Consider the following 24495-nt stretch of genomic DNA (forward strand, 5'->3'; position numbering starts at 1 on the left):
TTGTCGTTCTCGGATCTCGGGCGTCGGGACCCACAGACGCCAGCCAGCCGATGGTCAACTCCTCTTGGTGCTTACTCGACACTTACACGATCCGTATCCAAATGAGTACGGACTGCACCTCTCGGCTTGACGGGGTGATGTCGGCTTGGCCTGCCGGGTTGCTGCTGGCTTGGCCTGGCGGGGTGACATCGGCTCGGCTCGGCGGGGTCGCCTCGGTGATGCCGTAGCCTCCGCGCGTGAGTGAATCGCAGAAGTCGGCCGGGTCGAGCGCGCTGCTCGGTCCGGCCGATGTTCGTCGGCTGGCTGCCGAGTTGGACGTCCGACCCACCAAGAAGCTCGGCCAGAACTTCGTGCACGACCCGAACACCGTGCGGCGCATCGTCTGGGTGGCCGGGGTCGGCGCCGAGGACGTCGTGCTGGAGGTCGGCCCGGGCCTCGGCTCGCTCACCCTGGCGCTGCTCCCGCACGCCCGCGAGGTGGTGGCAGTGGAGATCGATCCGGTACTGGCGGAACGGCTGCCCGCGACGGTGGCCGAGCGCGCCCCCACCCTGGCCGAGAAGCTGCGGGTGGTGACGGCCGACGCGATGCGCGTCGGGGCCGAGGAGCTCGGGGAGCCGACAGCGCTGGTCGCGAACCTGCCCTACAACGTCGCGGTGCCCGTGGTGCTACACCTGCTGGAGCGGCTGCCGAGCCTGCGCACTGGATTGGTGATGGTGCAGGCCGAGGTGGCCGACCGGCTGGCCGCCCAGCCCGGCAGCCGGGTCTACGGGGTGCCGAGTGTGAAGGCGGCCTGGTACGCGGAGGTTCGGCGTGCCGCGAACGTGCCGCGCGGCGTCTTCTGGCCAATGCCCAATGTGGACTCCGGCCTGGTCGCGTTTCGCCGCAGGGAGACGCCGCCCTCGGAGGCGTCGCGCACCGAGGTCTTCGCGGTGATCGACGCGGCGTTCTCGCAGCGGCGCAAGACGATGCGCTCGGCGTTGGCGGGCTGGGCCGGGTCGCCTGCCGAGGCGGAACGACTGCTGCGCGCGGCGGGCGTCGACCCGTCGATCCGGGGCGAGCAGCTCACGGTCACCCAGTTCGCCGCGATCGCGGCGGCTCGGTTGGCGGGTGAATGAGCGTCCGAGGGCCGGGATGTCGTCGACTCGTCTGGCAGCGCGCGTGACGGAGTCCGATTCTGTCAGGTGCGGCCGTCGTAGCTCCAGGTTCGGCCGGTAGCTCGGTACTGCCCTCGACGTCCCCGCCCTCCTCGATCACTCCAGGGTTCAGCGGGATGATCACTTCGTCCGAGCCGCATATTCATGCGGCGGTCAACGACGAGACAGTGGACGCCCCGCGAGCGAGAGTATGTCAACGGCACAGCGACTCGGGTCGGCCCGAGGCGGCGGCGTGTCTCATCCTCGAAGCGCTACCCCTGCTTCGCTCTCACCGAACGTCCGGCCAATAGGGCGCTGCGTGGCGTGCCGCATCTCGGATGGCTCTTCCATCAACTCGGTGCCGGGTTTCCGGGATACCCGCTGCGGGCCATTCGATAACCAGGTCAAAGAACTCACCGGGCGGGTTCGGTGTGAGCCAGAGCGGATCGTGAATGCTGAGAACGTCGCGGCGTACCGACCAGCCGTATCCCCTGACTGGTATTAGTAGGGGCTTGCCTTCGGGAAGATGCTGCCCGTTGTGGTAGTGGAATAGATGGTACTCGAGGGTGGTGGCCTTGCTTCCGTCCTGAAATTGTACGCCGATGCGCAATAGTTCATCGGGAATGGGTGATTCCCTTGCATAATGGTGCGAAGTCAAGGTCTCGAAGAATTTACTCTCAGGAGATCCCAGCCAATCGTCCTTCAGCTTCTCGCCACGGCGTAGTTTGGCGGTCACATCTAGAACGCATCCCTCGGCGTAGGCGCGGACCTCGGAGAAGACGATGATCGCATCCTCGGATCGGGCAACGGCTTCGTGAAGCGGAATCACTCCGCCGAAGCTGTCCGCCGGGGGCTGAAGCCAGGCGGGCTCCTCACGTCGTGTCGTCGGACGTTGGATGGAAGAAGGCTGCTCGCGCGGCTCGAAGAACATCCAACAAGGTTACAGGAGTGATGGTTGGGATCGGGCAGTCCAACTACTTGCCCAATCTAGATGCTTTTTCAAGCAACTAATTTCTGGTTGCATTCAGCGTGACCCGAATGGCGAACATGGTAGCCCTGAATAGCTGAGTGGATTACGGCCAAGTGCGAGTGGGGTGTTGCAAATCGGTCACATTCTGGTAGCTGGCAAGTGGGTAAAAGCTACGTTGGCTGCACGTCTCGCGATCTTGCGCAGTCGGCATCGCGTGAGCCTGCTGGGCGGATATTAGCTCGGTCGAACTTCAACGACGAAATGTGGGAAATTATTGATACGACGGTTAGGGATCGCGTTCTCGGCGGTCGTGGTGTCTCGCGGTTTGATGACGGCGCCCGCAAATGCTGTTGAAAGAGTACCGGTGGCAGGCGTGTCTTATGTTTCGGCGCGTACAGGGCACGAGACTATGGCCGACGCCCGTCCCTGCAACATTGCAGAAAGGCCTCGTCAGATCCGGCTTGTCCTCGGTCCGGGCGCGGTGATATGTTACGGAGGCACTGTAGGGGTAGTCGACGTTGATTTTATCTGGGCGACTGGGGTGGCCTCAGGAGATTACCGAATTCATGTGTGGGATTCGTATGGCGGAGGCGAAAGTTTACGCGGCGGTGAATTCCGGCGCCTCGATTTTGCGGTGTCGGCAATCACAATACGCCAGGGCGATTGACTTCAAGTTCTGATCGCCGCAGTTGACACGACACTACGCTGTGTCAACTGCGGCGACACGCATTTCTCTCTAGCGGTCTTGAGTTAGACGTCATGCGCGATGCGATGGGGCAGGCTGGCGGTCACGTCGGCTCAGGTCCGGTGGACTCAGCGGGTATGTCGCTAGGCCTTGAGCAAGCCGAGGAAGTCGCCGAAAACGACCGGGGCGATCCGTAACGTGCCGCTTTGTCGGTCCTTGGTGTCGTGGATGAGGACGAGGGCGGGTGCCTGACCGATTTCGACGCAATCGGACGGTGAACCACTGCGGCTCGACTTTTGTTCGTTGGTCTGTGGCCGTCCAGGGTCAGCGATGAGGACCTCCTCGTCGTTCGTGCAGGGCGGCGCCGAGCGGATGAACCGCTGCGACGCCGCTTCCGGACCTGCCGGCCCTAGCTGAGTTCGGCTCGCTTGACCGAGGCGACGAACGAGCTGAAGGTGGCCGCGTCGATGTGGAGCGTTCCGCCGTCACGGTTCTTGGTGTCGCGGATGTCGACGACGCCGGGCGCGTGGCCGATCTCGACGCACGTTCCGGTGTTCTGTGACCGGCTGGACGTCCGCCAGATGGTTTGCCGCTGTTCGGGTTCCGTCACGGTACCGAGGCGAGCCCCGTCCTGACAGTTGCCGCTCGGCGCCGCGCAGTACGAGGCGGCGTCAGCGGAGTCGGTCGGCTTTCACCGCAGCTAAGAACGCGGCGAAGCCTGCGCGGTCGACGTCGAGTGTGCCGCCGTCACGGTTTTTGGTGTCCCGGATGCCGACGACGCCGGGAGCTTGGCCGATCTCGACGCAGTTCCCCCCGGACTTGCTTCGGCTTGATTTTCTCCAGTTCATGGCAGTCACTCTCGCCATCAGCCCTCCATCTCTACCGCTGTGTGTTCAATGATCGCCGCTGAGTCGGCGGAGGTCATCGCCATCTCGACCAGGGTAGAGATCGAGCTGACATGCTGGCGGACGTCATCCTCATCGTCGAGGATGACCGCTGATCGTTGATGTTCGATCTGCACCAGCGGTTCCCCCGTGTCGAAGTGTGCCACTGCATACGATCCGCTGAGCCCAAGGTGCTCTCTCGACTCCAACGGCGTCACATGGATGGTGATGTTCTCTCGGTCACCGAGGCGTTGGAGCTGACGGAGTTGCTCAGCCATGACCGCACGTCCACCGACCGACCTTCGCAGAACCGACTCGTCAAGTATCGCTGTGTACTCGATTGACGTGTCACGCGTGAGGATCGCCTGTCGGGCGAGTCGCGCGGCAACTCGGCTCTCGAGTTCATCCGGATCGCTACACGCGAGCCGGATGATCGCGTGAGCGTAGGCCGCAGTCTGCAACAGCCCGGGCACCACGTCGAGTGACCAGTCAGTGATCGCGGAAGCGTCCTGCTCGAAGCCGATCCAGCTTTTCAGCTGTCTAGGCAGCCCAGGAGCGCCTACTTCCCACCAGCGCGATTCGGTGGCGCGGCGCGACAGCGCGAGGACGTGGGCCGCTTCTTCGCCGCCGATCTCTAGTGCGACGAGCAAGGCGGAGGTCTCTTCGGGTGTCGGGATGCGTTGGCCGAGCTCCATGCGGTTGATGGTTGATCGGGATAGATCTGGCAGACGGTCGGCCAAGTCTCCCATCGTCATGCCCGTCGCTTGTCGTAGACGCCGAATCTCGGCTGACAGACCGCGTGATCGCGCTGTGCTCATGACCACGGAGCGTACGACGAGCCACGGAACCGAGGGCACCACCCAGTTGTGTGATTGGATAAATCCAAGATTTCTGGTTTTATCCAAGCATGGATCTGGGGGGTCGTTGATGTCTCTGATTTTGCTGATCACTGCGCTGCCCGGTCTCGTCGCGTTCGTCGCGATGACCTGGGCGGCTGTCCAGCGCCGGCGCGAGAAGAGCGCGCCGGTGGGGTCGCGGTACGGGCGCCGCAGTGCGAGCTGCGCGCGGCCCTCGCGATCGGCCCTCGCCCCTGCCCACGGGGCGCAGGTCGGCGAGGCGGGAACGGTTCCGAGTGCCGTTCCCGCCTCGTCCCTGACTGTCGGCGGTGCGTCGTGATTGCGCTCGTCCTCGGCGGTTCGGCCTTCGTCGTCGTGGGATTCGCCCTGGCCTACTGGGGTTATCGGGCGCCCAAGCCCGCCGCGCGGGTGCGCTCGCTGTCGGTGATGTCGATTCTGGCCCGCTGCGCCGTCGAGGCGTCACAGCAGGCGGCCTACCGGCCCGCGCTTGCGGGCCGAATAAACGTGGGGGTGGGGTCATGACCTTTCGTGATCCGGCGGGCTGGTCGGTCTCTGTGCCTGCCCGGCTGTCCGGCGCTGAGCAGGGGGAATCAGTGATGGTGAGCTGCAATCGAGTGCGGCAGCACGTGCTCGTCGAAGGCACACGGAAAACGCTCAAACCCGTGTTGGCCGCGCTCACCGTTTCTGATGCCCGCCTGCTGTTGACGGCCCTACGCCCGGCGGGCCAATCCTTGACCGTGCCTGCGGTGGGCAACGGGCTGGTGCGGCGCAGGCTGGTGGTGAACCCGGCCGTCTGGTACGTCGAACTGTCGATTCACGGGGCGACACAGGTGATCGGGCGGTGGCGCATCCATTCGGATCGGATCGCGGAGGTCGGATTCGCCTTGGCCGAGTCCATCGCGCTGATCCGTGCGGATGGGCCGCTGACCTACGGGCAGGCGACGGATTCGACGGCGACAAAGGAACTGATCGCCGAGGTTCCCGTGTTCGCCTCCTCATGGAATGACGGCCAGGCAACGGATGCGCAGCCAAGGGTGACCCGGGCGGCGGGAGCCGGGTCGGTCGGTGGGGCGTCCGCGGGCGATTCGGTGATCGGCCGTGCGTCGGTCGGCGCTGGTCGGTTCGGTGTCGCTACTTCCGGAGACGGCGGTGGCAGCCGATGAGGAGGACGTCGACCGCACGTTCCTGGTTCGTCCGATCAGTGCGGATGGGGGACACGCATCTCGGGTGGATCGAGCTGCGCGCCAGTTCGGTGGTGGTGTGGCCCGCGTGCGCGCGGCGCAGGTTCGTGGCGCTCAACCGGTGGCCGATCGACGAGTGCTACTACGACGACCAGCCCTGCGCGGACTGCCTCGCCATCCTCGGCCCGCCGACATCCGCGCCGCCACCGCCACCGGCCGCGCTGTCCGTCGTCCCGGCCGTGGTGGACCCCGTGCCGCCGTGCGCTGTGGTGCCGGAGCCTCGTCGTGCCCTGGCGGTGATCCGATGATCTCGGGACTGACGATCACCACGATCTCCGTCATGGGCACCGTCCGACACCTCCGCGCCGCCCGCATACGTCCCTATCTTCATGCGGCTCTCTGTGCGGCGGTGTCGCGATGAGCGAGCCGCCGGGCGACCGTGACGGCAGCGGGACCGCCGGTGCGCAACACCGAGACGGCACCGATCCCGTCTTGGATTCAGGCAGCAGATCTCTCAGCACCGGCGCGGATGTCGCCGTCGCGGCGGAGCCGGTGCTCGTCGATCAGATCGCCGTGCCGAGTGCTGGACTGTTCCTCCAGCAGCACAAGGTGTTCGTCGACGAGGGAGAGACGTTGCCCGTCGACGGCGATCGGGCGGTGGCGCTGTGCGGGGCGTGGGTCCTGATCGGACCGCCGCCTGCCGAGGTCGAGCCCGGCGTGCCGGGAACTCACGTCGAGGACTGCCCCGGCTGCCGGGCGATCCACCTCGGCGAGGCGGACATCCCGGCCCCCGACGACGCGATCCGCTGGTTCGTCCGCCGGGTTGGCACGCTTCCCGTGCACGTCATCGTCGGCGACGGCATCACCGCGACACAGCTGATCGCCCGGTGCGGCAGAGCCTTCCGACTGGGCGAGCCCCTCGAACGGCTCGCGGGCGGCGACGGCGTGCCCTGCACCGCGTGCCTGCTCGCCTCGTTACCGGACCCGCCTGTGGCGCCGTCGGGCCCCAGCCGCGTGGCGCCGCCAAGCCTGATCGTCTCGTCTCCGGCGGTCGCCGAGCCGTCGACCACGGTCCGCCCGACACCGGCTCACGCCGTGGAGAGAACACCACGATCCGATACTGTGACGCAACGGGTCTGATCGATTACTGGGGGAAGTCATGTCGGTGCCCGCATTGCGGGGCGAGTTGCACGCCCTCGTCGAGGGGTTGGAAGCCTTCTCCGTCGGACCGCTCACCGAGGCGGGCCTGCGGGCGGCGGGCACGCTGCGTCGGGTCCTCGCCACCAGTGAGGCGGCCTCGGCGGGGGCGGCCGTCCGGCGGGTGGCGCTGGCGGGACTCGGTGTCGAGGAGTGTGCGGCGAGCATCCGGGGCGGTACCGGCGTCCTACGCGCCTATGCGGCGGCCCTGTGATGTCCGAGATCGAGGAGGCGGCGGCAGCGTTGGCTGCGGTGCAGGCGGATCTTCCGGTGGCGGCGGCGCTGGCCGAGGCCGACCGGATCGACGAGATCCTCCGGCAGGTCGCCGTCCTGGCGAGCGAGTCGCGTAACCCGCTGCTCACCGAGGCGCGCGAGAAGCTGACCCACGCCCGCGACACCCTGCGCCGCACAGCGGGCCACTGGGGCGCGGCGGGCAGTCATCTCGACGAATACGTCGTGGACGTCCTGGGCCTCACCCCGGCGGTAGGAGCGATGCCCACCGGCGCCCCGGTCGTCGATGTCGCGACGATCGACCGGGCCACCCCGCCGGGCTGGCCGGACGAGCCGCGCGGGATCAGCACCCAGAAGCAGGCCAGGCACGTGCTGGGGACACGGGAGTACGCACAGCGGAAGGATGGGCCACACGGGGAGTCGGCCTTCTTCGACGTCGAGTCCGCTGATCGACTCGGCCGGGAGGCATGGGAGAAGGGTCTTCCGGCGGGCAAACAGAGGCGCCACGTGCGTGACTATGACTTCGGTTATCCCGTCGGAGTGGACGGGCAGGGCTGCTACCAGACCCGCGTGCGCGCGCACTTGGATCGGAAAGGTCGGCTTCACGCACACCCCAGTGGGCCAGTCATCACCCGAGTACGTAAGGACCTTTCATGACTGAGACAGGCCTCACCGACTTCATCACCGGGGCATACGGCGGAGATCTCTCGAATCCCGACTTCTCCTTCGTTCGTAACCAGATGGAGACCCGCCCCTATGACCCTGCCATCGAACAGGTTCGTGCACTGGGTTCAGTGCAGGTCGCTGAATCGACTGATCCGAACTACGAGGTATGTTTCGGCTACGAGATCGTTGACGGGGGACGTATCTGGGTGCTGGAACTCTCCATGCTCGGCCCATTTGCGGTGTTCGCGCGGGCAGGCGGCGGCCAGTGGCATCGGTTGATCTACCCTCACGATGACGACCTCGAACCAGTTGAACATGCGATTTTCGCCATCCTCGCTGCGTGGCACATCGAATTCCCAGACAGAGTGGAGCTTGAAAAACCGTTGGACATGGCGCTGGCCTTCACCGACCCGGAGAACGTGCGCGTTTACCATGCGCTCTTCTCCGACGAAGACTTCGTGCCATGGGAATTCTCGCCGCTGTACCCGGAACTTTCCGCGAGGCCGCCGGATTGAACAGAGTTCAGCCGTGTTGGCGTCGGCTGATCAGGTGCCGCGCTGCCGGGATCAGCAGTGAGTCCGACATTTCGTGTGGTGGAGCAGTGTGAGTGATGGGGGCTGCCCACGCGGTGGCAGCACGCTGGCTCGTCCGTCAGGCCTGGGACAAAGGCGGATCGGTCAAAGGAAGAGATAATGTTCGGGAGTATGACTTCGGTTACCCGATCGGTGTTGACGGGCGCGGTAGATATCAGATGCAGGTGCGCGCACATCTCGATAACAAGGGGCGCCTTCACGGTCATCCTTGCGGACCTGGAATCACTCGTATTCACAGGGAGGCGCTATGAAACTCGAGGAAGTCATCAGCTTGATCACCACGTCGTATGGGGGCGATCTGAGCAGTCCGCACTTCTACTTCGTGGACCCGGCCATGGACCGGCGGCCTTACGATCCCGAGATCGGCTTGATCGGTGCCATCGACGGCGTGGAGATTCGGGAGTACTCCGATGCGAATACCTACTCGTCCTTTGCCTGCCTCATCAGTCATGGTGGCCAGGAATGGGCGTTGGAACTGTCGATGCTCGGCCCGATCGGTGCGTTCGCCCGGCTCGGCAAGCACTACTGGCACCGCCTTCTGCTGCCTGACGACCAAGACCTTCAACTGCTCGAACGCCGAATCTTCGGCATCCTCGCCGAGCAGAAGATCACCGTTGGACATGAATCTGGACTACGCCGATCCCGAGAACGTGCGTGTCTACCACGCACTCTTCTCGGACGAAGACTCCCTCCCGTGGCAGGCCTCTCCGTTGTATCCAGAGCTTCCACAGCGAGGGACTTATTGATCGAATGGGCGTATCGAGAGATGTTGGAGGGTGCTGCGGAGCTGGCGAGACGGACATCTTTATCCTCATTGCTAATTCCTACGGCGGCAACCTTGCTGATCCCGACTACTCCTTCATCACCAGTCAGATGGAACTGCGTCCCTATGACTCGCTGATTCAGCAGCTCGGCGCGCTCGACTCCGTCCAGCTGTCTGAGCACACCGATACCATCAACTACGTGGCCTTCGCCTACAAGGTCGATCATCCGCAACAGGAATGGGTCTTGGAGCTGTCAATGCTGGGACGGTTGGCCGTCCTGGCGCGTACCGGGGAGCATCAGTGGCAGCGCTTGATGTATCCCGGTGACCAGGACCTTCATGCAGTGGAGCAGCAGATGTTCGCCCTCTTTGCCGAACACCAGATCGAATTTCCCAGTAGGGCGACGTTGGAGCTGCCCATCGACATGACCTTGGACTACACCGACCCCGAGAACGCTCGCGTCTATCACGCCCTCTTCTCCGACGAGGACTTCCTCCCACAGCAGTTCCCGCCCCGCTGTCAACGGTGATGCGTGCAGGTCATGAGAGCTGTCCCGCGAGGAGTTCTTCGGAGCGTTCCCACAGGCCACGCGCGAGGACGGCATCGCCCGCCTGCGCGTTGCGCGGCGTGACGGCCCTGCGCCGGTAGTAGTAGGCCCCCGACTGCCAGTCCGTTCCGGGGACGCCTTCGGCAAGCCACACGATCTGATCCGCGCGTTGCTCGGGCGTGGGCAGCAGGGCGCGTCCGATCAGCGGCTTGGTGCTGAGCGATCGGACGAAGCGCATGACCGGGCTGGTGGTGTCGGCGGCGAAGTTCGTCTTGACGATGCCCGGATAGAACGAGGCCGCCGAGATGCCGTCGGCGTGGTAGCGATGCAGTTCCGTGGTGAACAGGATGTTCGCCGGTTTCGCCGCGCCGTAGGCGTGCACCGGGTCGTGATCGCGGTCGTGATCGAGATCGTCCAGGTGGATCTTCTTGACGAACCGCACCATGCTGGAGGTCTGTAACACCGACGCGCGTTCGGAGATCAGCGTGTCCAGCAGCCGCCGCGTGAGCAGGAACGGCGCGAGATGGTCGACCTGGAACGTCTTCTCGAAGCCGTCCACGGTCTTCTTCCGTGTGCCGACCACTCCGCCCGCGTTGTTGGCCAGCACGTCGATCTTCGGGTATGCGGTACGAAGTTGACCCGCGAGGTGCTCGAGGTCGATGAAGTCTGCGACGTAGCTGTCCACCTCGATGCGCCGGCGACGGCGCGGGTCTTCTCGGCCGAGCGCCCCACGACCACGACGGTGTGTCCGTGAGCGTCCGCCCCGAGACCGTGCAGATCATCGCCCGCTCAACGGGCGGCTGCCCCGCGATGCTGCGTTGTCGGGCGGTCGCGCGGTCCGGTCACCATTTCGGGCCCGGACCGTCTCCCACCCTCTCGTGAAGCCTGCGAGCCGAGGACCGTCACCACTTCTCGATAAGGGGGTCGTCGTGTTCGCGCCGATCCCATTGTTCAATGAAGCGGCCGAGGCGGGCCGGGCCCCCCACACTGCGAACGGCCGAGATCTTGTCGTCACGAATCTCCAGGACCACCACCGCCAGAACCCGGTCCCCGAGCGTGGCGATCATTGCGGGAGAGCCGTTGACCACGGCGGCGTGGATCGCTGGAGAGCCGCCTACCAACTTCCGCTTCGCCGCAGTCGGCTTGAAACCGGCTCGCACGATCGCAGCAATACGCTCGGGATCTGCGTACCGCACCAGCTTCATGGTCCAGTTGGCGCCGTCGGCGATCGCGGTCGCATCCTCGGTCAGCAACGCCACCAATTGTTCGGTACGGCCCGAGGAAGCGGCGTTGACGAACGCCTCGACGATACGGCGCGCGGCTGCGCTGTCGACTTCACTGATGTTGCGCTCGGCGGTCACATGACGCCGGGCCCGGTGGGCGTGTTGCTGGCTCGCGGACTCGGTGATGTCGAGGATCGCGGCGATCTCGGCGTGGGGGAAAGAGAAGGCCTCGCGCAGAACATAGACGGCTCGCTCGATCGGCGGGAGGCGTTCCAGGAGCAGCAGGACCGCCATTGTCACCGATTCTCGCTGCTCGACGGTGTCCGCCGGGCCGAGCATCGGATCACCATCGAGGAGCGGTTCCGGCAGCCAGTCGCCGACCGCCCGTTCATGGCGCATCTTCGCCGAACGGAGTCGGTCGATGGACAGGTTGGTGACCACCTTCGTCAGCCACGCCTCGGGTACCTCGATGTGTGCCCGATCTGCGGTCTGCCAGCGCAGGAACGCGTCCTGCACGGTGTCCTCGGCATCGGCGGCCGAGCCGAGCAGCCGGTACGCGAGTGAGGCCAACCGATCCCGGTTGGCCTCGAAACACTCCACGGTGGCAGCGTCCATCAGCGCGACTCTAGGTGCCGAACGCGCTCACTGGAGCGATCGGACACGATGCTCAGATGACGTTTCCGGGTCGGCAGCCCGTAGGTCGGGCGGCGCACGCTCCACAGGACACCTCGGAGCACGCCGGACTTGAAGGTCCCGGTCGGACGGCCGCGCAGGGACCAGGTCCTCGACTGTGCCTCGCCGTCGACGATCTGAAGGATCGCGTCCTTCTGTCCCAGGCTGAGGCAGTTTCCGAGGTAGGTCAACGGAACCTTCGAGATCACGCGACCGGTCAGGTCTCCGATTATCGCGGCCGTCGCCTGCCTGGCGGTGAGTCCCGCCGAAGCGCAGGACATCGGCAACGGCCGACCGTTCTCGCCGATGGCATAGACGCTGTCACCTACGGCGTAGACCTCTGGGTGTGAGACCGACCGCATCATGCGGTCGACGGCGATCCGACCGTCGGCTGCGACGTCGAGACCGCTGGCGGCGGCGATGGGGTGGACGGCGAAACCGGCTGCCCACACGATCGCGTCGGCAGCGAAGGTGGTGCCGTCCTCGGCGACGGCCCTCGTCGCCTCGACGTGGTCGATGGTGGTGTGCTCGTGAACTGTGATGTTGAACCGGTCGAAGACCCGCAGCAGGTGACGGCGAGCCTTCGGGCTCAGCCAGGCCCCCAGTTCCCCGCTGGTGGTGAGGGTGACCCGGAGTCCGGGTCGTGACTCGGCGATCTCGGTGGCCGCCTCGATCGCGGTCAGGTTGCCGCCCACGACCAGCACCGTCCCCTGCCCATCCAGCTCATCCAGTCGCTGACGCAGCCGCAGCGTCGGCTGTCGCTCGGCGATGTGGAAGGCGTGCTCGGTGACGCCAGAGACGCCGTGGTCGGCCGCGGTGCTGCCGAGCGCGTAGAGGAGGGTGTCGTATTCGAGCGTGCTGGTGCCCTCATCGTCGGTCACGGTGACCACCCGGCGCTCGACGTCGACGGCGGCGACGCGCGCCACTCGGAGCCGGATGCCCGTGTTCGCGAACATCGTCGCCAGTTCGTAGCGGCGTAGGTCCTGGCCTGCGGCGAGCTGGTGCAGGCGCATCCGCTCGACGAAGTCGGATTCGGCGTTGACGGCGGTGATCTCGACGTCGTCGGGATGGAGATGGCGGGCCAGGCATCCGGCGGCGAAGACTCCGGCGTATCCGGCCCCGAGGACGATGATGCGATGCCGCATTTCTCTGCTCCTGTCTCGTGCGTTCGCACCTTGAACGAGGTGGCATGCAGGTTCCTGACAGGGCTTCACTGTGACGTGAGTCACTGCAAGTGATCGTGTGGTCGGTGCTGATGCGGTTCGATCAGCGGTCGACGCGGCCTCGGTGCCGGTTGGCCTGTCCGGCGTGACTGGGGCCGCACGCCGAGTGCAATCGATGCTCGCCGCGATCTGTCGCCGGGCCTGCGGTGTTCTTCGCCACGCAGGCGCGGCCCGCCATCGTGCCTGGACATCGCGCCGCAGCGCTGCGGTCGTTGGTCGAAACGGGTGTCGATGCGCAGGTGTGGCCGGAATCTACTTGCGCGGGAACTGGCTCGTCGGTTTTACTCAAGAGGACCGACCATCCTGAGCGGCTGAGAGACCTGGCTCGAAGACGCCGCAGCAACCACCCACCCGTTGGGCAGGTGCTAACGCCAGGACCGATGGAGTCGTAGTGTTAGTTCAGTTCATGCTCACGCGCCGACGTGTGGTCGACCAGTGTCGTCGAACCGCTTCCGGCTGTCGGGTTTACCTCGTCTCATCGCGAGTCTGACCCCCGGTAGTCATCGCCCCTTTCTTTCACCGCCCCGTCGTCGGGGCGGTCTCAGCGTGCCGCCTGCGAGCGGCCCGGCGTCGTGGAGCAGAGATGATCACTGTCGAGAAGCTGACCAAGACCTTCCCCGGTAAGAAGGGCGTCGTGCACGCCCTGGACGGGGTGACGCTGTCCGTTCCGGAGAGCACCGTCTGCGGCGTCGTCGGCCCCAGCGGCGCGGGAAAGTCCACGCTGGCTCGCTGCATCGCGCTGCTGGAGCAGCCCGACAGCGGCTCGATCACCGTGGAGGGCACCGACCTGGTGTCGCTGCGGGGCCGTGACCTGCGGGCCGCCCGCCGTCGCATCGGCGTGGTGCCGCAGGGCGACTCGCTGCTGCGGCAGCGCACTGCCGCTGGCAACGTGGCTCTTCCGCTCGAGAGCGCGGGTGTGAGCCCCGCCGCTCGGCGGTCCAGGGTCGTCGAGCTGTTGGATCTGGTCGGCCTGACCGACAAGGCGGGCAGCTATCCGGACCAGCTCTCCGGCGGCCAGCGCCAGCGGGTGGCGGTGGCCAGGGCGCTGGCGGCCCGGCCGTCCGTGCTGCTCGCCGACGAGCCGACCTCCGCGCTGGACCCGGAGACCACGGGATCGGTGCTGACGGTGCTCGATCGCGTGCGTGCCGAACTCGGCGTGACCGTGCTCGTGGTCACCCATGACATGGCCGTCGTCCGCCGGATCTGCGACGACGTCGCGGTGCTGGACGACGGGCAGATCGTGGAGCACGGCAAGGTGCTCGACCTGCTGACCGTTCCCGGCAGCCGGATCACCTCCTCGCTGCTTCCCGAGATCGACCAGGCGTCGAGCCTGCGGGGGCCTGCTGCCAGGGCCGACGTCGTCGCCGAGGTGGTGCTCGTCGGGTTCGCCGCCGTCGGGGCGCTGCTGCCGGAGGCGGCCAACCGGTTCGGCGTGGACCTGTCGATCCTCGGCGGCGGACTCACGCGGCTCGGCGACACCCCGGTGGCGCGGTTCCGCATCGGTCTGACCGGCGACCGGTCCGAGGCCGCGCTGGCCTGGCTCGCCGACCACGAGGCGACGGTCCGTCGCACCCCACAAGAGATTCCAGGAGTAGCCGCGTGAGAGAACCGACCCCGTGGGATCGGGTCTTCGACCTGGTGTCAGCCGCCACCGGAGACACGATCTACATGGTCGGCATCGCCACCGTCCTCGCCGCCCTCGGCGGCATCCCGCTCGGGGTGCTGCTGCACATCACCTCGCCGACGGGCCTGAGCCCCCGGCCGGTGCTGCATCGGGTGCTGGGCGTGGTGGTGGACATCGGCCGTTCGCTGCCCTTCGTGGTGCTGCTGGTCCTGCTGGGGTCGGTGACTCGCGCGCTGGTCGGGACGACGATCGGACCGACGGCGGTGATCGTCCCGCTCACGGTGGGTGCCATCCCGTTCGTCGGCAGGCTCGTTCAGGCGGCGTTGCGCGAGGTCAACGCCTCGGTCGTGGAGGCCGCGATCACCACGGGGGCCAGTCGGACCCGCATGGTCCGCAGCGTCCTGCTGCGGGAGGCGGGCCCGGCGCTGGTGGCCGCGATCGGCGTCACTGCGGTGACGTTGATCGGCTACTCGGCGATGGCGGGCGTCATCGGCGGCGGCGGACTCGGCGACGTGGCGATCCGCTTCGGCTACCAGCGCAACGACACGCGGATGCTGTGGGCATCGGTCGTGGCGCTCGGCGCGCTCGCCTGGTTCACCCAGCTGCTCTTCGACCGGCTCGCCCGCGCGATCGACCGACGGCGGTCCGCGCTGAAGATCTGACGCCCCGACGGTGCAGCCGCCCTGCTGGGGCTGCCCGCCGTTCTCGATCGCCCGTCCGGCGTCGAAGCTGGTCAGCGGACTGCTGAGTCTGTCCATTGTGGACTCAGTACTGACGCGCGACTGATGTCGCGCGATGAAGACGACACACGTTGCAATCCGAGAAGTTCCTCAGAACGGAGACATCGCCATGCGCATCAGACGTCGGGTCAGAGACGTGACCGTCCTGCTGGCGGCCTCGGCCGCGGTCCTGGCGGGCTGCGGGAGCGAGAACGCATCGACCACCGACGAGGGGGCCGCCTCGACCGACGGCCCGTTGCGGGTCGGCGTGAGCCCCGTCCCGCACGGCGAGATCCTGGAGTTCATCGACCAGGAGTTGGCCGCCGACGCGGGGCTGGAGCTGGAGGTCGTCCCCTTCAACGACTACGTGCAGCCGAACACGGCGCTACAGGACGGGTCGCTGGAGGCCAACTACTTCCAGACCGTGCCCTACCTGGACAACTTCCAGATCGAGCACGGCGGCGAGTACGAGTGGATCGAGGCCGTGCACCTCGAACCGCTGGGCCTGTACTCGGACAGCGTCGAGTCGGTCGACGACCTGCCGGACGGCGCCACGATCGGCGTGTCCAACGACCCGGCCAACCTCAACCGCGGCCTTCAGCTCCTCGCCGACAACGGCCTGATCTCGCTCCGCGAGGGCACCGAGGGGCAGGCCACCGAGGCCGACGTCGAGGACAACCCGAGGAACTTCGAGTTCGCCCCGCTGGAGGCCGCGCAGCTCGCGGTGAGCCTCCAGGACACCGACGCCTCCGTGATCAACGGTAACTACGCCATCGACTCGGGCCTGAGCCCGGCTGACGACTCGATCCTGCTGGAGGAGGCGGAGGGCAACCCCAACGCCAACGGCGTCGTGACCACGCCCGAGCTGGCCGACGATCCCAGGATCGCGACGCTCGTCGAGCTGCTGACCTCCGACGAGGTCCGGCAGTTCATCGAGGAGAACTACGACGGCGGCGTGCTGCCGTCGTTCTGAGCACACTGAGTCCATCAGTGCCCGGTCGACCTCTCTGCAACACGATAAGAAGCCGTTCGATCGGCCGCCGTCCGTCATCGCCTGCATTGTCGAAGAGAAGCACCGCAGGCGTCGGGCAGCCTGCCCGTCGAGTAGAGCGGCGGCCGGGAAGACGTCTGTCCCGTAGACGATGACACGGCCTGCACCCGACCGGAATGGTCGGGTGCAGGCCGTGTCGTCACGGCGCCGTGCTCATGCGGGCGCCGGTGCGAGACCGGGTGGTCAGCCGGTGGTGATCCCGTAGGACCGCAGCATCGTCTGCTCCACGGTGTTGCCCGCCGCGTCGGCCGCGCTCGCCCGCAGCGAGACGAAGCCGTCCTCGGCCGGGTGGGTGAGCAGCGCCGTCGCGCCGTCCTCGGTCGAGGTCACCTCGACGGCCGTCCAGGTGGCGCCGTCGTCGTAGGAGACCTCCAGGGTCAGCTCGGTCGGCTGGTCGTCCGCGAGGCCGTTCACGTGCAGGCCCAGCGGATACTCGACGCCCGCGGGTGCCTGTCCGAGCTCGTCGACCTCGCCGCTGAAGCCGACGCCCAGCAGTGGCAGGCCTTCGGGCAGCTCGCCGTCGACGGTGTCGGAGGCGAAGGTCCACGACGCGTCGATCTCGGTGCCGTACACCGACCAGGGCAGGTCGCGAGTCGCGGTGACGTCCGCGGTGAACACCCCGTCGCCCGAGGGCACCGCGAACAGCCCGCCGAGTGTCTCCTGCGTCTCGATGACCTCGCCGTCCTTCGACAGCGTGGTGGAGGCGACGATAGCGGAGGTGCCGAAGGATTCCCCGTAGTAACTGACGGGATCACCGCTGGGGGCGATGACTCCAGGGTTGAGGAGGATCTCGTCGCCGAGCCGCTGCCCAGCGGGGTTCGCCTCGGTGCCCACGCCGACGCCCAGCGGTGCGCTGTTCCACGTCACCGTGCTGTCCCCCGGCTCGTGCGTCTTCTCCGTGGAGTAGTCCTCGCTCGCCTCGACATTGATGAACGTGAGGGACTCGAGCCAACGGATGTCGCCGGTGCTGAAGAGTTCAAGCCGATGGGTGGGCACCTCGATCGGAGAACCGAATCCGACACTGAGGTCGTCCTCCGGCAGGATTCCTGCCGATCCCCGGTGGCCTTCCGCCGCGACGCCCTGCGCGTGGTAGTCGTTCTGCACGATCGACAGATCGGCATCGTTCGCCTCGAGGATCGGTGACTCCGGAATTCCCGCATCGTGCAGGATGAGGTTGTAGCCATATGGCTCGGCCGTGCCCTCCGGTGCGACGAGCCTCGGGCGGTAGGCGAACCGCAGGCCGCTGTCGCCGGGGTCGCCGCTCGGCACCGCGAACTGGTCGACCTGCACGTCTCCGACCATCGAGCCGATGCCGGTTCGTCCGACGAACAGTTCAGTGACGGATCGCTCGGTGACGGTCTCCCGCTCGGTCTCCACGACCACCGGGACAGCCTGGGTGCCGTCGAGGCTGATGGACGTGTCCGAGGTGAGATCGATACCCAGTTCGGCCACGGCGGTCATCGAGCCGCCGATGACCTCGCCGTCCTCCTCGGCGTACTCGCCCAAGTGGGCGATCACGTCGTAGAGGCCTGCGGGGAGGCGGGCGGTGATGTTGCCCTCGGCGCCGGGATCGATCATGGTGCTGTCGCCGGTCTCGCGGTTGACAGCGGCGATGGCGGGGAACTCGGCCGGGGTGCCGGACTGGGTCGTGGCCTCGATGGACAGGTCGTAGCTTTCGGGCTCGAGGAAGGCGCCCGCCGCCGTTGAGACCGTGGTGTCGCCGTCGGTGCTGGTGGCCAGGACCGAGCCGCTGAGGAAGCCGAGCTGTGCATTGGCCGAGGGGTCTACGGTCAGCTCGACGGTGGTCTCGCCGCCTGCGGGCACGGTGATCTGCTCGGCGCTCAGGCTGAACAGCCCGTCCGGCGCGGGTGTGCCGTCGGCTCCCGCCGCGTCGAACGTCAGGTCGAAGACGGCGTCTTCGGTTCCGGTGTTGGTGTAGGTGAGTTCCCGAGTCGCCGGCTCCTGGTCATGCGGGTACGGGAACGCCCCCAGGCTGAGTGAGGAGGGCGAGGCGAGGACCTCGGCCGACACCGCAGCGGCGAGGTCGAGCCTGCCGGAGCCTTGTCCGGTGACGCCGATGCCGTCCAACGGAACGGAGGAGCCCGTCAGGGCGGCCTTCAACTCGTCGGCCTGCCACTCGGGGTGTTGGGCGGCGAGCACGGCGGCAGCACCCGCGACGTGCGGAGACGCCATCGAGGTGCCGCTCAACGACGTGTAAGGATCGTTATCGGTCGTGCCGCCCGCACGGGCGGAGATGATGTCCGAGCCGGGCGCGGCGATATCGGGCTTGATCGCCTTGTCACCGAACCTCGGGCCCCGACTGGAGAAATCGCTGAGCTCGTCGGTCTTGGTGACACTGGCAACGGCCAGCGCGGCATCAGCCGCAGCCGGCGAGCTCACCGACTCCTCGGCGCCGAAGTTGCCCGCCGCGATCACATACAGCGTGCCACTCTGCTCGGTGAGGGTGTTCACCGCGACCGACAACGGGTCAGTGCCGTCGCTGGGTCCGCTGCCGAGGCTGAGGTTGGCGGCGGCGACGCCCTGTTCGGCCGCCCACTCCATGCCCGCGATGACGGCGTCGTCCGTGCAGTAGCCGTAGTCGTCACAGACTTTGCCCACGATGAGGCTCGCGTCCGGGGCGACACCCCGGTGCGCACCGTCAGAAGCCGCACCGGTGCCCGCGACCGTGGCGGCGACATGCGTGCCGTGGCCGTTGCCGTCGTGAGGTCCGTCAGGGTTGCCGGTGAAGTCCTCCGCCTCGACCACCACACCTTGAAGGTCCGGATGCTCGGCGTCATAACCACTGTCGAGCACCGCCACCGTCGCACCCGCACCGGAGTAACCGGCCTCCCACGCCTCCGGAGCACCGATCTGCGCGTTGCTCTCCTCGTCGAAGACCTCAGCCCGACCGTTCAACCACACCCGGTCAACCCCGCCCGCGAACGTGGTCTGCTCCGCACCGAGCACCTCCCAGACCTCCGCAGCGGAACCCGACTCGGTCTCCACCACCACGCCGCCCACACTCGGCAACTCCCGCACGACCTCCGCACCCACCGCAGACAACGGATCGGCAAGCGGACGATCGACACCCGACTCGTACGACACGATCAACGGAAGCGGACCCGCATCACCGAAACCCTGCTCGAGAAGACCGGTGACATCGAAGAGTCGTTCGTCCAACCGACCCGACTGAACCAGACCGAACGCATCAGCCGGAATGACCGAAAGAGCATCACCCTCAGAAATTCGATGGAAAGGAACGTTCGATCGACCGGCACCTGGCAGCACCGTGACCGACGGCCGACCATCCGACATCTTCGCAACCCGAAGTCGATCGCCGGTAATCAAAGTCAGGATCTCGGACTCCGCATTCGCGATCGGGCTCGCGCCCGTGCCCCTCTCACCTGTGGTCTCCTCGGCCCCCGCCTGCACCGCGCCCGCAGCAAGACTGGAACTCAAGGCCAGCCCTAACACCACTGCGGGTACTTTTCTGTGCCTCATCGCCACCGTCCTTTCAATCGGCCGTTCGACCGTCTTTCCTTTCGGGGAGAAGCATTCCGACGGTCATTCGACCGGTAATCAGAGATTAACGAACCGATCACGAACATAGCGGTCATTGCCCGCAGTGCAACTTACCGGTGATTCAGATCACTTTTCAGATAAACTTCCCGGAAATGGCCGATAAGTTCTCGATCGCGGCGTTGTCGAGGCAGTTGCCGTTGCGGGACACTCGTGATCGCGGTCTCGCGCTCGGTTCGCGGATCACCGACGTCGCAGCCGGGTCTGCTCCTGGTAGAACGTCGACCGGGCAGGCCTGGCGACCAGCAGCAGCACGTCGGAGTTGAGGGAGACCACGACACGGACCTTCACCGTCGTTCCTACGGCCCAAGACCCGCAATACCTTCGACGTGTGCGTCGGCAGGCGTGGCCTGGACGGTGCTCGCGGGCGCGGGCGTCGTCGGGTGATCGGCGGAACCGATGCGCGCGAGAACGGGCCTGCCGCGCGGGCGCCGAGACGCGCGGCCCTCGATCGGGCACTCCACGGTCTGGTTGACTCGGCCGCTTCCGAGGGCGTCGCAGGCCGCGCGCGGGACGCTGACACCACCAAGAAGGTGCCACTGGGTGGCCGATCGATGACTATCGGTGATCATCGGCGGTTGATCGAACACATCCTCCGGAACCGCCCGTAGGCTGCAGGGGTGCTCGCAGTCGTGCCACCCCCGATAACGGTTCGCGCCCCGGCCAAGGTCAATCTGCACCTCGGCGTCGGCGACCTGCGTGACGACGGCTATCACGACCTGGTCACCGTGTTCCAGGCCCTGTCGTTGACCGACGAGGTCACCGTTGCCGTCGCCGAGGAGCCCGGCGTGGAGGTACACGGGGAGGGCGCCGACGCGGTACCCACCGGCCCCTCCAATCTGGTGTGGCGGGCGGTCCAGGCCCTCGCGCAGCACGTGGGGCGCGACCCGGACGAGCCGAGGGTTCGCGTGGTGATCAACAAGGGCATTCCAGTCGCGGGCGGCATGGCGGGCGGCAGTGCCGACGCGGCGGCCACCCTGGTCGGGCTTGCCTCACTCTGGCGGCTGGACATCGGCCGGGACGAACTCGCCGACGTGGCGGCGACCATCGGCAGCGACGTCCCGTTCTGCCTGCACGGCGGCAACGCCCTCGGCACCGGGCGTGGCGAACGACTGGTTCCGGTGCTGTCCCGACACTCCTTCCACTGGGTGCTGGCGCTGGCCAGGCGCGGCCTGTCGACACCGACGGTCTTCGAGGAGATGGACCGGCTGCGCAGCGAGGGGCGCCCGCCTCGGATCGGCAGCGTCGAACCCGTTCTGGAGGCGCTGGCCTCCGGCGACCCTCGACAGCTCGCCCTGCTGCTCGGCAACGACCTGCAGGCCGCCGCCGTCTCACTCCGGCCGACGCTGCGTCGCACGCTGCGGGCGGGCGTGAACGCGGGCGCGCTGGCAGGCGTCGTCTCCGGTTCCGGCCCGACCTGTGCCTTCCTCTGCGAGAGCGCGGCCTCGGCGGTGCAGGTCGCCGCCGAGCTGTCCGGGGTGGGCGTGTGCCGGACGGTCCGCGTGGCGCAGGGCCCCGTTCCCGGCGCGAAGGTCGTCCAGCGTGAGGAGCAGTCTCGGCCCACTCCACCGCCGGTGCACGCATGAGCGGTCGACACCGTGCGCCGTCACCAGCGCAGCCCCGCAGGCACCTCGTGCTCGTCCACTCGGAGCGAGACGCACAACGGCAGGACGAACAGCAGCACGGCGCTGAGGAGGAACGGCGCCTGGACGCCGAGGCCGCCCGCCACCGCGCCCCCGACCAGCGCCCCGGCTCCGGTGGCGACGAGGCCGCCCAGCCGGTCGACGCTCGTGATCCGGCCGAGCAGGGCGTTGGGCCCGACGCTCTGCCGCACCGACGTCGCCACGATCGTCCAGACCATGAACATGGCGTTCCCGGCGGACACCACCACGAAGGCCAGCGCGAGCGAGGCCGTCACAGCCTGTAGCACGTACATGGCGCCGATGAGCAGGGGCGCGGCGCGGATGATCAGTCGTCGACTGACCCGGCCGTCGAGCCGCACGGCCAGGAAGCTGCCGAGGAACGCGCCGACCGCCTCGCCGACGAGCAGCAGCCCGTAGCCGACGGCGTCGAGCCCGAGCCAGCGCGTGGCGAACAGCACGAAGACGCTGGTGATCATTCCGACGCAGAAGCTGATGATGGCGCCGATGACAGTCACCGAGCGCAGCACGCGATGTCGGAAGACGTGGTGAACGCCGATGCGCAGGTCGGTCGTTACGCTGTTCTGGCCGAGTGCGTCGCCGCCGTGTGCCGCAGGCGCCGCCGCGACCCTGATCCAGATCAGTAGGACGGCCGAGACGACGAAGGTGCCCGCGTTGACGAAGAACGGCAGTGCGTGATCCACCGCGAACAGCACACCGCCCAGTGCGGGGCCGACGAAGGCGATGCCCAGCGTCCAGGACGACACCAGCAGGCTGTTGGCCCGATTCAAGGCCGATCTGGGCACCACCTGCGGCAGCACGGCCTGCGCGGCGCTGTCGAACACCGTCTGCGTCGAGCCCAGCACGACGGCCACCACGTACATCGGCCATAAGGCGGCGAGGTCATCGGCCACCAGGAGTGCGAACCCCAGGATCGCCGCCGCCCGCACGAGATCGCTGAAGATCATCAGGGCCCGGCGTCGCATCCGATCCGCCGCGACTCCGGAGAACAGGATGACCAGTGCCGCAGGCAGCACGGTGGCGACCTTGAGCGCGGCGACGGCCTTCTCGTCGGAGGTCAGCTGGACGGCGAGCAGCTGGATGGCGGGCAGATAGAGACCGGTGCCGAGCGCGGAGATCCCGGTGGCCGCGAGCAGCGCGAGGAAGCTTCGATTCCGCGTGAGCGGAGGCTCTGCTCGGGCGGCACCGCTGCTGGTCACTGACTCGGCTTTCGTGAAGACAGGGGCGGCGTCCCCGCTGCGAACGACATCGTCTCCCGTGTCGCGAGACAGGGCGCGGCCGAGACGAATCAGGGCGATGTCGAGGATCGGCGCGGTGGCCGATCGGCGTCGGTGCGTCCGATCAAGGGCGGTGCCTGATCAAGGGCCGTGTCAGGCGACGTCCGGGTCAGAACAACGGCTCCGAACAGGGGCCGTATCCGAACAACGGCGTGTCCGATCAGGCCCGATCAGGGGGAAGTCGTGGTGACGGTGCTCAAGTCATGCCTCAACTCCGGTGCTCACGGCCACGGGATGTCAGTCTCCCGAAAGCAGGCGCCACAAGCTGATCACACTACGGAGCAGGCATCGACGCACGCAAGGGTCGAGACGGTCTAGCGCGGTGGGCTCTCTGGCCCAGCTGACGTCGCTGACCTGCGATGTTCGTTACCTGGCCGGACGTGCGCGGCCGCGCAGGCCGCAGACCCTCGTGCTTGACCTCCAGTCGAGTGGAGCTTGCATCCTCTCGTCCGTGACGGACATCGGAGCAGGCGGAGCCGGGCGCATCCGTATCTGGGACTCGAAACCTTTCCGCAGACTCTGGATCACCGGCCTGTTCAGCTCGCTGACCCAGTGGACGATGCAGATCGCCCTGACGGTCGGGGTGCTGGCGTCCCATTCGGGCTCGACGCTCGCCTGGATGCTGCTGGCGGGCACCGTGCCGGGCCTGCTGATCGGACCGTTCGCGGGTGCGGTCGTCGACCACCGTGATCCCCGCCGGGTGGCCTGCGTCGGGCTCGCCGTCCAAGCCGTGATGACGCTGGGCATGGGGTTCTTACTCGACCACTCGCTCGTCGCCGTCGCCTGCTGCCACGCGACGGCCTCCATCGCGCATCGGTTCCCGCCGATCGCCCTGCAGCGGCTGCGCTACGCGGCGTTGGACGAGACGCGGTGGCCGCTGGCCAACGCCGCCGTGTCCCGCATCATGGCCCTGACCCTCATCCTCGGCGCGCTGCTCGGCAGCACCGGGGTCACCGTGCTCGGCGTCCTCCCGACCTTCGCCGCCGCCTGCGGGATGGCCGCCCTCGCCGCCGCGCTGGTGTGGACGGTGCCGGGGGACGCCGACCACGGGAGGCCCTCGGCGCGCGGCGGAATGCGGTTCGGCGGCGGACTCGCCGCCCTGCGGCGGTATCCGTCGGCAGGTGCCGTCATCGTCCTGTGCACGGCGTGGGGACTGATCGGCGGCGGGCTCACCGTGCTCCTGGGAATCCTGGGCACCGAGCTGACCGACGACGGGCGGGGCGTGGGAGTCCTCCTCGCCGTCTACGGCACGGGACTGCTGCTCGGCACACTGGTCGTCGGGCGTCTCGCCCCGCGCGTCCTGTCTCGCGCCAACGTGGGCGCCTATGCGGTCCAAGGGCTTGTCTGGGCGGCGGTGGCGCCCCTGAGCGCGCTGCTGCTGCCCGTGTCGGCGGCGCTCTTCGTCATGGGGATAGCGGGCGGATTCATCATCGGCCTGGAGATCACGCTGTTGCTGCGGGACGTGCCTCGCGAGCTGCACGGCCGGGTGCTCGGCATCTACCTCGTCGCCGACGGGGCGTCCGGACAGCTTTCCCTCGCCCTGATCGGCGCCGCCCTCGGCATCGCCTCGGCCCAGCAGATCATCGTGGTCGGCGGCCTGCTGTCGGTCGGCGTCACGGTGATCGCGGCGCTGCTCTTCCGGACCGCCCCGCCTCGACCCGCAGCCGAGGCGGCTGTGTGAGAGCACGGTGCCCGGCGCGGATAATGCCGGTGGACGGCCGACACGGTCGTGAAGAGCGACGAGACGGAGTGTGGTCC

General features: G+C 67.3%; 25 protein-coding genes and 1 riboswitch. Of the genes, 14 read left to right on the forward strand and 11 right to left on the reverse strand.

The features are described 5' to 3' along the window. Positions 1–236 precede the first annotated feature (236 nt). Positions 237–1115, forward strand: a complete 879-nt coding sequence (gene rsmA, locus UA74_RS03465) for a 16S rRNA (adenine(1518)-N(6)/adenine(1519)-N(6))-dimethyltransferase RsmA (RefSeq protein WP_075763791.1) — start codon at positions 237–239, stop codon at positions 1113–1115. A 307-nt stretch (positions 1116–1422) separates the two neighbouring features. Here rsmA and UA74_RS31460 read toward each other — a convergent pair whose 3' ends face one another. From UA74_RS31460 to UA74_RS03485, 5 genes are all read right to left on the reverse strand, one after another. Further along, positions 1423–2064, reverse strand: a complete 642-nt coding sequence (locus UA74_RS31460; protein ID WP_157442144.1) for a hypothetical protein — start codon at positions 2062–2064, stop codon at positions 1423–1425. Positions 2065–2931: 867 nt separating this feature from the next. Then, positions 2932–3162: a DUF397 domain-containing protein gene (locus UA74_RS03470; protein ID WP_318533306.1), complete on the reverse strand. Its 231-nt coding sequence runs from the start codon at positions 3160–3162 to the stop codon at positions 2932–2934. 35 nt (positions 3163–3197) lie between these two features. After that, positions 3198–3398 (reverse strand): DUF397 domain-containing protein, encoded by a 201-nt coding sequence (locus UA74_RS03475; RefSeq protein WP_075763793.1) that lies wholly within the window; start codon positions 3396–3398, stop codon positions 3198–3200. 61 nt (positions 3399–3459) lie between these two features. Beyond that, positions 3460–3654 (reverse strand): DUF397 domain-containing protein, encoded by a 195-nt coding sequence (locus tag UA74_RS03480; RefSeq protein WP_075763795.1) that lies wholly within the window; start codon positions 3652–3654, stop codon positions 3460–3462. After that, positions 3654–4490 (reverse strand): helix-turn-helix domain-containing protein, encoded by an 837-nt coding sequence (locus tag UA74_RS03485; protein WP_075765930.1) that lies wholly within the window; start codon positions 4488–4490, stop codon positions 3654–3656. The genes UA74_RS03480 and UA74_RS03485 overlap by 1 nt, the downstream gene beginning before the upstream one ends. A gap of 354 nt (positions 4491–4844) precedes the next feature. Between UA74_RS03485 and UA74_RS03495 the strand changes: the two genes are divergently transcribed. The 7 genes from UA74_RS03495 (at position 4845) to UA74_RS03525 (ending at position 8319) form a co-directional block, all read left to right on the forward strand. Next, positions 4845–5051, forward strand: a complete 207-nt coding sequence (locus UA74_RS03495) for a hypothetical protein (RefSeq protein ID WP_075763799.1) — start codon at positions 4845–4847, stop codon at positions 5049–5051. Then, a complete protein-coding gene (locus UA74_RS03500) occupies positions 5048–5692 on the forward strand; it encodes a hypothetical protein (protein WP_157442145.1) in 645 nt (214 codons plus the stop codon). The genes UA74_RS03495 and UA74_RS03500 overlap by 4 nt, the downstream gene beginning before the upstream one ends. A gap of 44 nt (positions 5693–5736) precedes the next feature. Then, complete coding sequence (locus UA74_RS03505) at positions 5737–6018, forward strand: hypothetical protein (protein WP_075763802.1); 282 nt, start codon at positions 5737–5739, stop codon at positions 6016–6018. A gap of 109 nt (positions 6019–6127) precedes the next feature. Further along, positions 6128–6850 carry a hypothetical protein gene (locus UA74_RS03510; RefSeq protein WP_075763803.1) on the forward strand — a complete coding sequence of 241 codons (723 nt, stop codon included), beginning with the start codon at positions 6128–6130 and terminating at the stop codon, positions 6848–6850. A 19-nt stretch (positions 6851–6869) separates the two neighbouring features. After that, on the forward strand, positions 6870–7121 hold the full coding sequence (locus UA74_RS03515) for a hypothetical protein (RefSeq protein WP_075763804.1): 252 nt from the start codon (positions 6870–6872) through the stop codon (positions 7119–7121). Beyond that, complete coding sequence (locus UA74_RS03520; RefSeq protein WP_075763805.1) at positions 7121–7795, forward strand: hypothetical protein; 675 nt, start codon at positions 7121–7123, stop codon at positions 7793–7795. Before UA74_RS03515 ends, UA74_RS03520 begins: the two co-directional genes overlap by 1 nt. Next, entirely contained in the window at positions 7792–8319 is a 528-nt protein-coding gene (locus UA74_RS03525) for a hypothetical protein (protein WP_075738872.1), read from the forward strand. Before UA74_RS03520 ends, UA74_RS03525 begins: the two co-directional genes overlap by 4 nt. 310 nt (positions 8320–8629) lie before the next feature. Here the strand turns inward: UA74_RS03525 and UA74_RS31465 are convergent, their stop codons facing one another. Beyond that, on the reverse strand, positions 8630–9019 hold the full coding sequence (locus UA74_RS31465; RefSeq protein WP_157433973.1) for a hypothetical protein: 390 nt from the start codon (positions 9017–9019) through the stop codon (positions 8630–8632). Between the two features lie 128 nt (positions 9020–9147). On the opposite strand from UA74_RS31465, the gene UA74_RS03530 reads away from it, so the two are divergent. After that, the gene (locus tag UA74_RS03530) at positions 9148–9690 is read left to right on the forward strand and encodes a hypothetical protein (protein WP_075738874.1); all 543 of its coding nucleotides are present in this window, start codon (positions 9148–9150) and stop codon (positions 9688–9690) included. A 10-nt stretch (positions 9691–9700) separates the two neighbouring features. Here the strand turns inward: UA74_RS03530 and UA74_RS03535 are convergent, their stop codons facing one another. The 3 genes from UA74_RS03535 to UA74_RS03545 form a co-directional block, all read right to left on the reverse strand. Further along, complete coding sequence (locus tag UA74_RS03535; protein ID WP_198042912.1) at positions 9701–10393, reverse strand: SDR family NAD(P)-dependent oxidoreductase; 693 nt, start codon at positions 10391–10393, stop codon at positions 9701–9703. A 217-nt stretch (positions 10394–10610) separates the two neighbouring features. Next, a complete protein-coding gene (locus UA74_RS03540) occupies positions 10611–11546 on the reverse strand; it encodes a sigma-70 family RNA polymerase sigma factor (protein WP_075738876.1) in 936 nt (311 codons plus the stop codon). Next, the gene (locus UA74_RS03545) at positions 11546–12748 is read right to left on the reverse strand and encodes an NAD(P)/FAD-dependent oxidoreductase (RefSeq protein ID WP_075738878.1); all 1203 of its coding nucleotides are present in this window, start codon (positions 12746–12748) and stop codon (positions 11546–11548) included. The genes UA74_RS03540 and UA74_RS03545 overlap by 1 nt, the downstream gene beginning before the upstream one ends. A gap of 373 nt (positions 12749–13121) precedes the next feature. Further along, a riboswitch (SAM riboswitch) is annotated at positions 13122–13213 on the forward strand. Between the two features lie 196 nt (positions 13214–13409). Between UA74_RS03545 and UA74_RS03550 the strand changes: the two genes are divergently transcribed. The 3 genes from UA74_RS03550 to UA74_RS03560 all read left to right on the forward strand — a co-directional run bounded on the left by UA74_RS03550 (position 13410) and on the right by UA74_RS03560 (position 16142). Next, positions 13410–14429 (forward strand): methionine ABC transporter ATP-binding protein, encoded by a 1020-nt coding sequence (locus tag UA74_RS03550; protein WP_075738880.1) that lies wholly within the window; start codon positions 13410–13412, stop codon positions 14427–14429. Next, positions 14426–15112 carry a methionine ABC transporter permease gene (locus UA74_RS03555; protein ID WP_075738882.1) on the forward strand — a complete coding sequence of 229 codons (687 nt, stop codon included), beginning with the start codon at positions 14426–14428 and terminating at the stop codon, positions 15110–15112. The genes UA74_RS03550 and UA74_RS03555 overlap by 4 nt, the downstream gene beginning before the upstream one ends. 187 nt (positions 15113–15299) lie before the next feature. Continuing rightward, a complete protein-coding gene (locus UA74_RS03560) occupies positions 15300–16142 on the forward strand; it encodes a MetQ/NlpA family ABC transporter substrate-binding protein (RefSeq protein ID WP_075738884.1) in 843 nt (280 codons plus the stop codon). 261 nt (positions 16143–16403) lie between these two features. Here UA74_RS03560 and UA74_RS03565 read toward each other — a convergent pair whose 3' ends face one another. After that, complete coding sequence (locus tag UA74_RS03565) at positions 16404–19721, reverse strand: S8 family peptidase (protein ID WP_083682890.1); 3318 nt, start codon at positions 19719–19721, stop codon at positions 16404–16406. Positions 19722–20419: 698 nt separating this feature from the next. Here UA74_RS03565 and UA74_RS03575 point away from each other — a divergent pair. Continuing rightward, positions 20420–21385 (forward strand): 4-(cytidine 5'-diphospho)-2-C-methyl-D-erythritol kinase, encoded by a 966-nt coding sequence (locus UA74_RS03575; protein WP_075738890.1) that lies wholly within the window; start codon positions 20420–20422, stop codon positions 21383–21385. A gap of 20 nt (positions 21386–21405) precedes the next feature. Here UA74_RS03575 and UA74_RS03580 read toward each other — a convergent pair whose 3' ends face one another. Next, on the reverse strand, positions 21406–22659 hold the full coding sequence (locus tag UA74_RS03580) for an MFS transporter (RefSeq protein WP_075738892.1): 1254 nt from the start codon (positions 22657–22659) through the stop codon (positions 21406–21408). A gap of 529 nt (positions 22660–23188) precedes the next feature. On the opposite strand from UA74_RS03580, the gene UA74_RS03585 reads away from it, so the two are divergent. Continuing rightward, on the forward strand, positions 23189–24418 hold the full coding sequence (locus UA74_RS03585; protein WP_157433974.1) for an MFS transporter: 1230 nt from the start codon (positions 23189–23191) through the stop codon (positions 24416–24418). Positions 24419–24495: the final 77 nt, after the last annotated feature.

The organism is Actinoalloteichus fjordicus, from assembly GCF_001941625.1.
Taxonomy (GTDB): domain Bacteria; phylum Actinomycetota; class Actinomycetes; order Mycobacteriales; family Pseudonocardiaceae; genus Actinoalloteichus_A; species Actinoalloteichus_A fjordicus.

Bases quoted from the DNA above. Each gene is read 5' to 3' on its own strand.
- UA74_RS31460 (WP_157442144.1), bottom strand. From the start codon at position 2,064: ATGTTCTTCGAGCCGCGCGAGCAGCCTTCTTCCATCCAACGTCCGACG.
- UA74_RS03480 (WP_075763795.1), bottom strand. From the start codon at position 3,654: ATGGCGAGAGTGACTGCCATGAACTGGAGAAAATCAAGCCGAAGCAAG.
- UA74_RS03485 (WP_075765930.1), bottom strand. From the start codon at position 4,490: ATGAGCACAGCGCGATCACGCGGTCTGTCAGCCGAGATTCGGCGTCTA.
- UA74_RS03500 (WP_157442145.1), top strand. From the start codon at position 5,048: ATGACCTTTCGTGATCCGGCGGGCTGGTCGGTCTCTGTGCCTGCCCGG.
- UA74_RS03505 (WP_075763802.1), top strand. From the start codon at position 5,737: ATGGGGGACACGCATCTCGGGTGGATCGAGCTGCGCGCCAGTTCGGTG.
- UA74_RS03510 (WP_075763803.1), top strand. From the start codon at position 6,128: ATGAGCGAGCCGCCGGGCGACCGTGACGGCAGCGGGACCGCCGGTGCG.
- UA74_RS03515 (WP_075763804.1), top strand. From the start codon at position 6,870: ATGTCGGTGCCCGCATTGCGGGGCGAGTTGCACGCCCTCGTCGAGGGG.
- UA74_RS03520 (WP_075763805.1), top strand. From the start codon at position 7,121: ATGTCCGAGATCGAGGAGGCGGCGGCAGCGTTGGCTGCGGTGCAGGCG.
- UA74_RS03525 (WP_075738872.1), top strand. From the start codon at position 7,792: ATGACTGAGACAGGCCTCACCGACTTCATCACCGGGGCATACGGCGGA.
- UA74_RS31465 (WP_157433973.1), bottom strand. From the start codon at position 9,019: ATGTCCAACGGTGATCTTCTGCTCGGCGAGGATGCCGAAGATTCGGCG.
- UA74_RS03530 (WP_075738874.1), top strand. From the start codon at position 9,148: ATGGGCGTATCGAGAGATGTTGGAGGGTGCTGCGGAGCTGGCGAGACG.
- UA74_RS03540 (WP_075738876.1), bottom strand. From the start codon at position 11,546: ATGGACGCTGCCACCGTGGAGTGTTTCGAGGCCAACCGGGATCGGTTG.
- UA74_RS03545 (WP_075738878.1), bottom strand. From the start codon at position 12,748: ATGCGGCATCGCATCATCGTCCTCGGGGCCGGATACGCCGGAGTCTTC.
- UA74_RS03550 (WP_075738880.1), top strand. From the start codon at position 13,410: ATGATCACTGTCGAGAAGCTGACCAAGACCTTCCCCGGTAAGAAGGGC.
- UA74_RS03560 (WP_075738884.1), top strand. From the start codon at position 15,300: ATGCGCATCAGACGTCGGGTCAGAGACGTGACCGTCCTGCTGGCGGCC.
- UA74_RS03565 (WP_083682890.1), bottom strand. From the start codon at position 19,721: ATGAGGCACAGAAAAGTACCCGCAGTGGTGTTAGGGCTGGCCTTGAGT.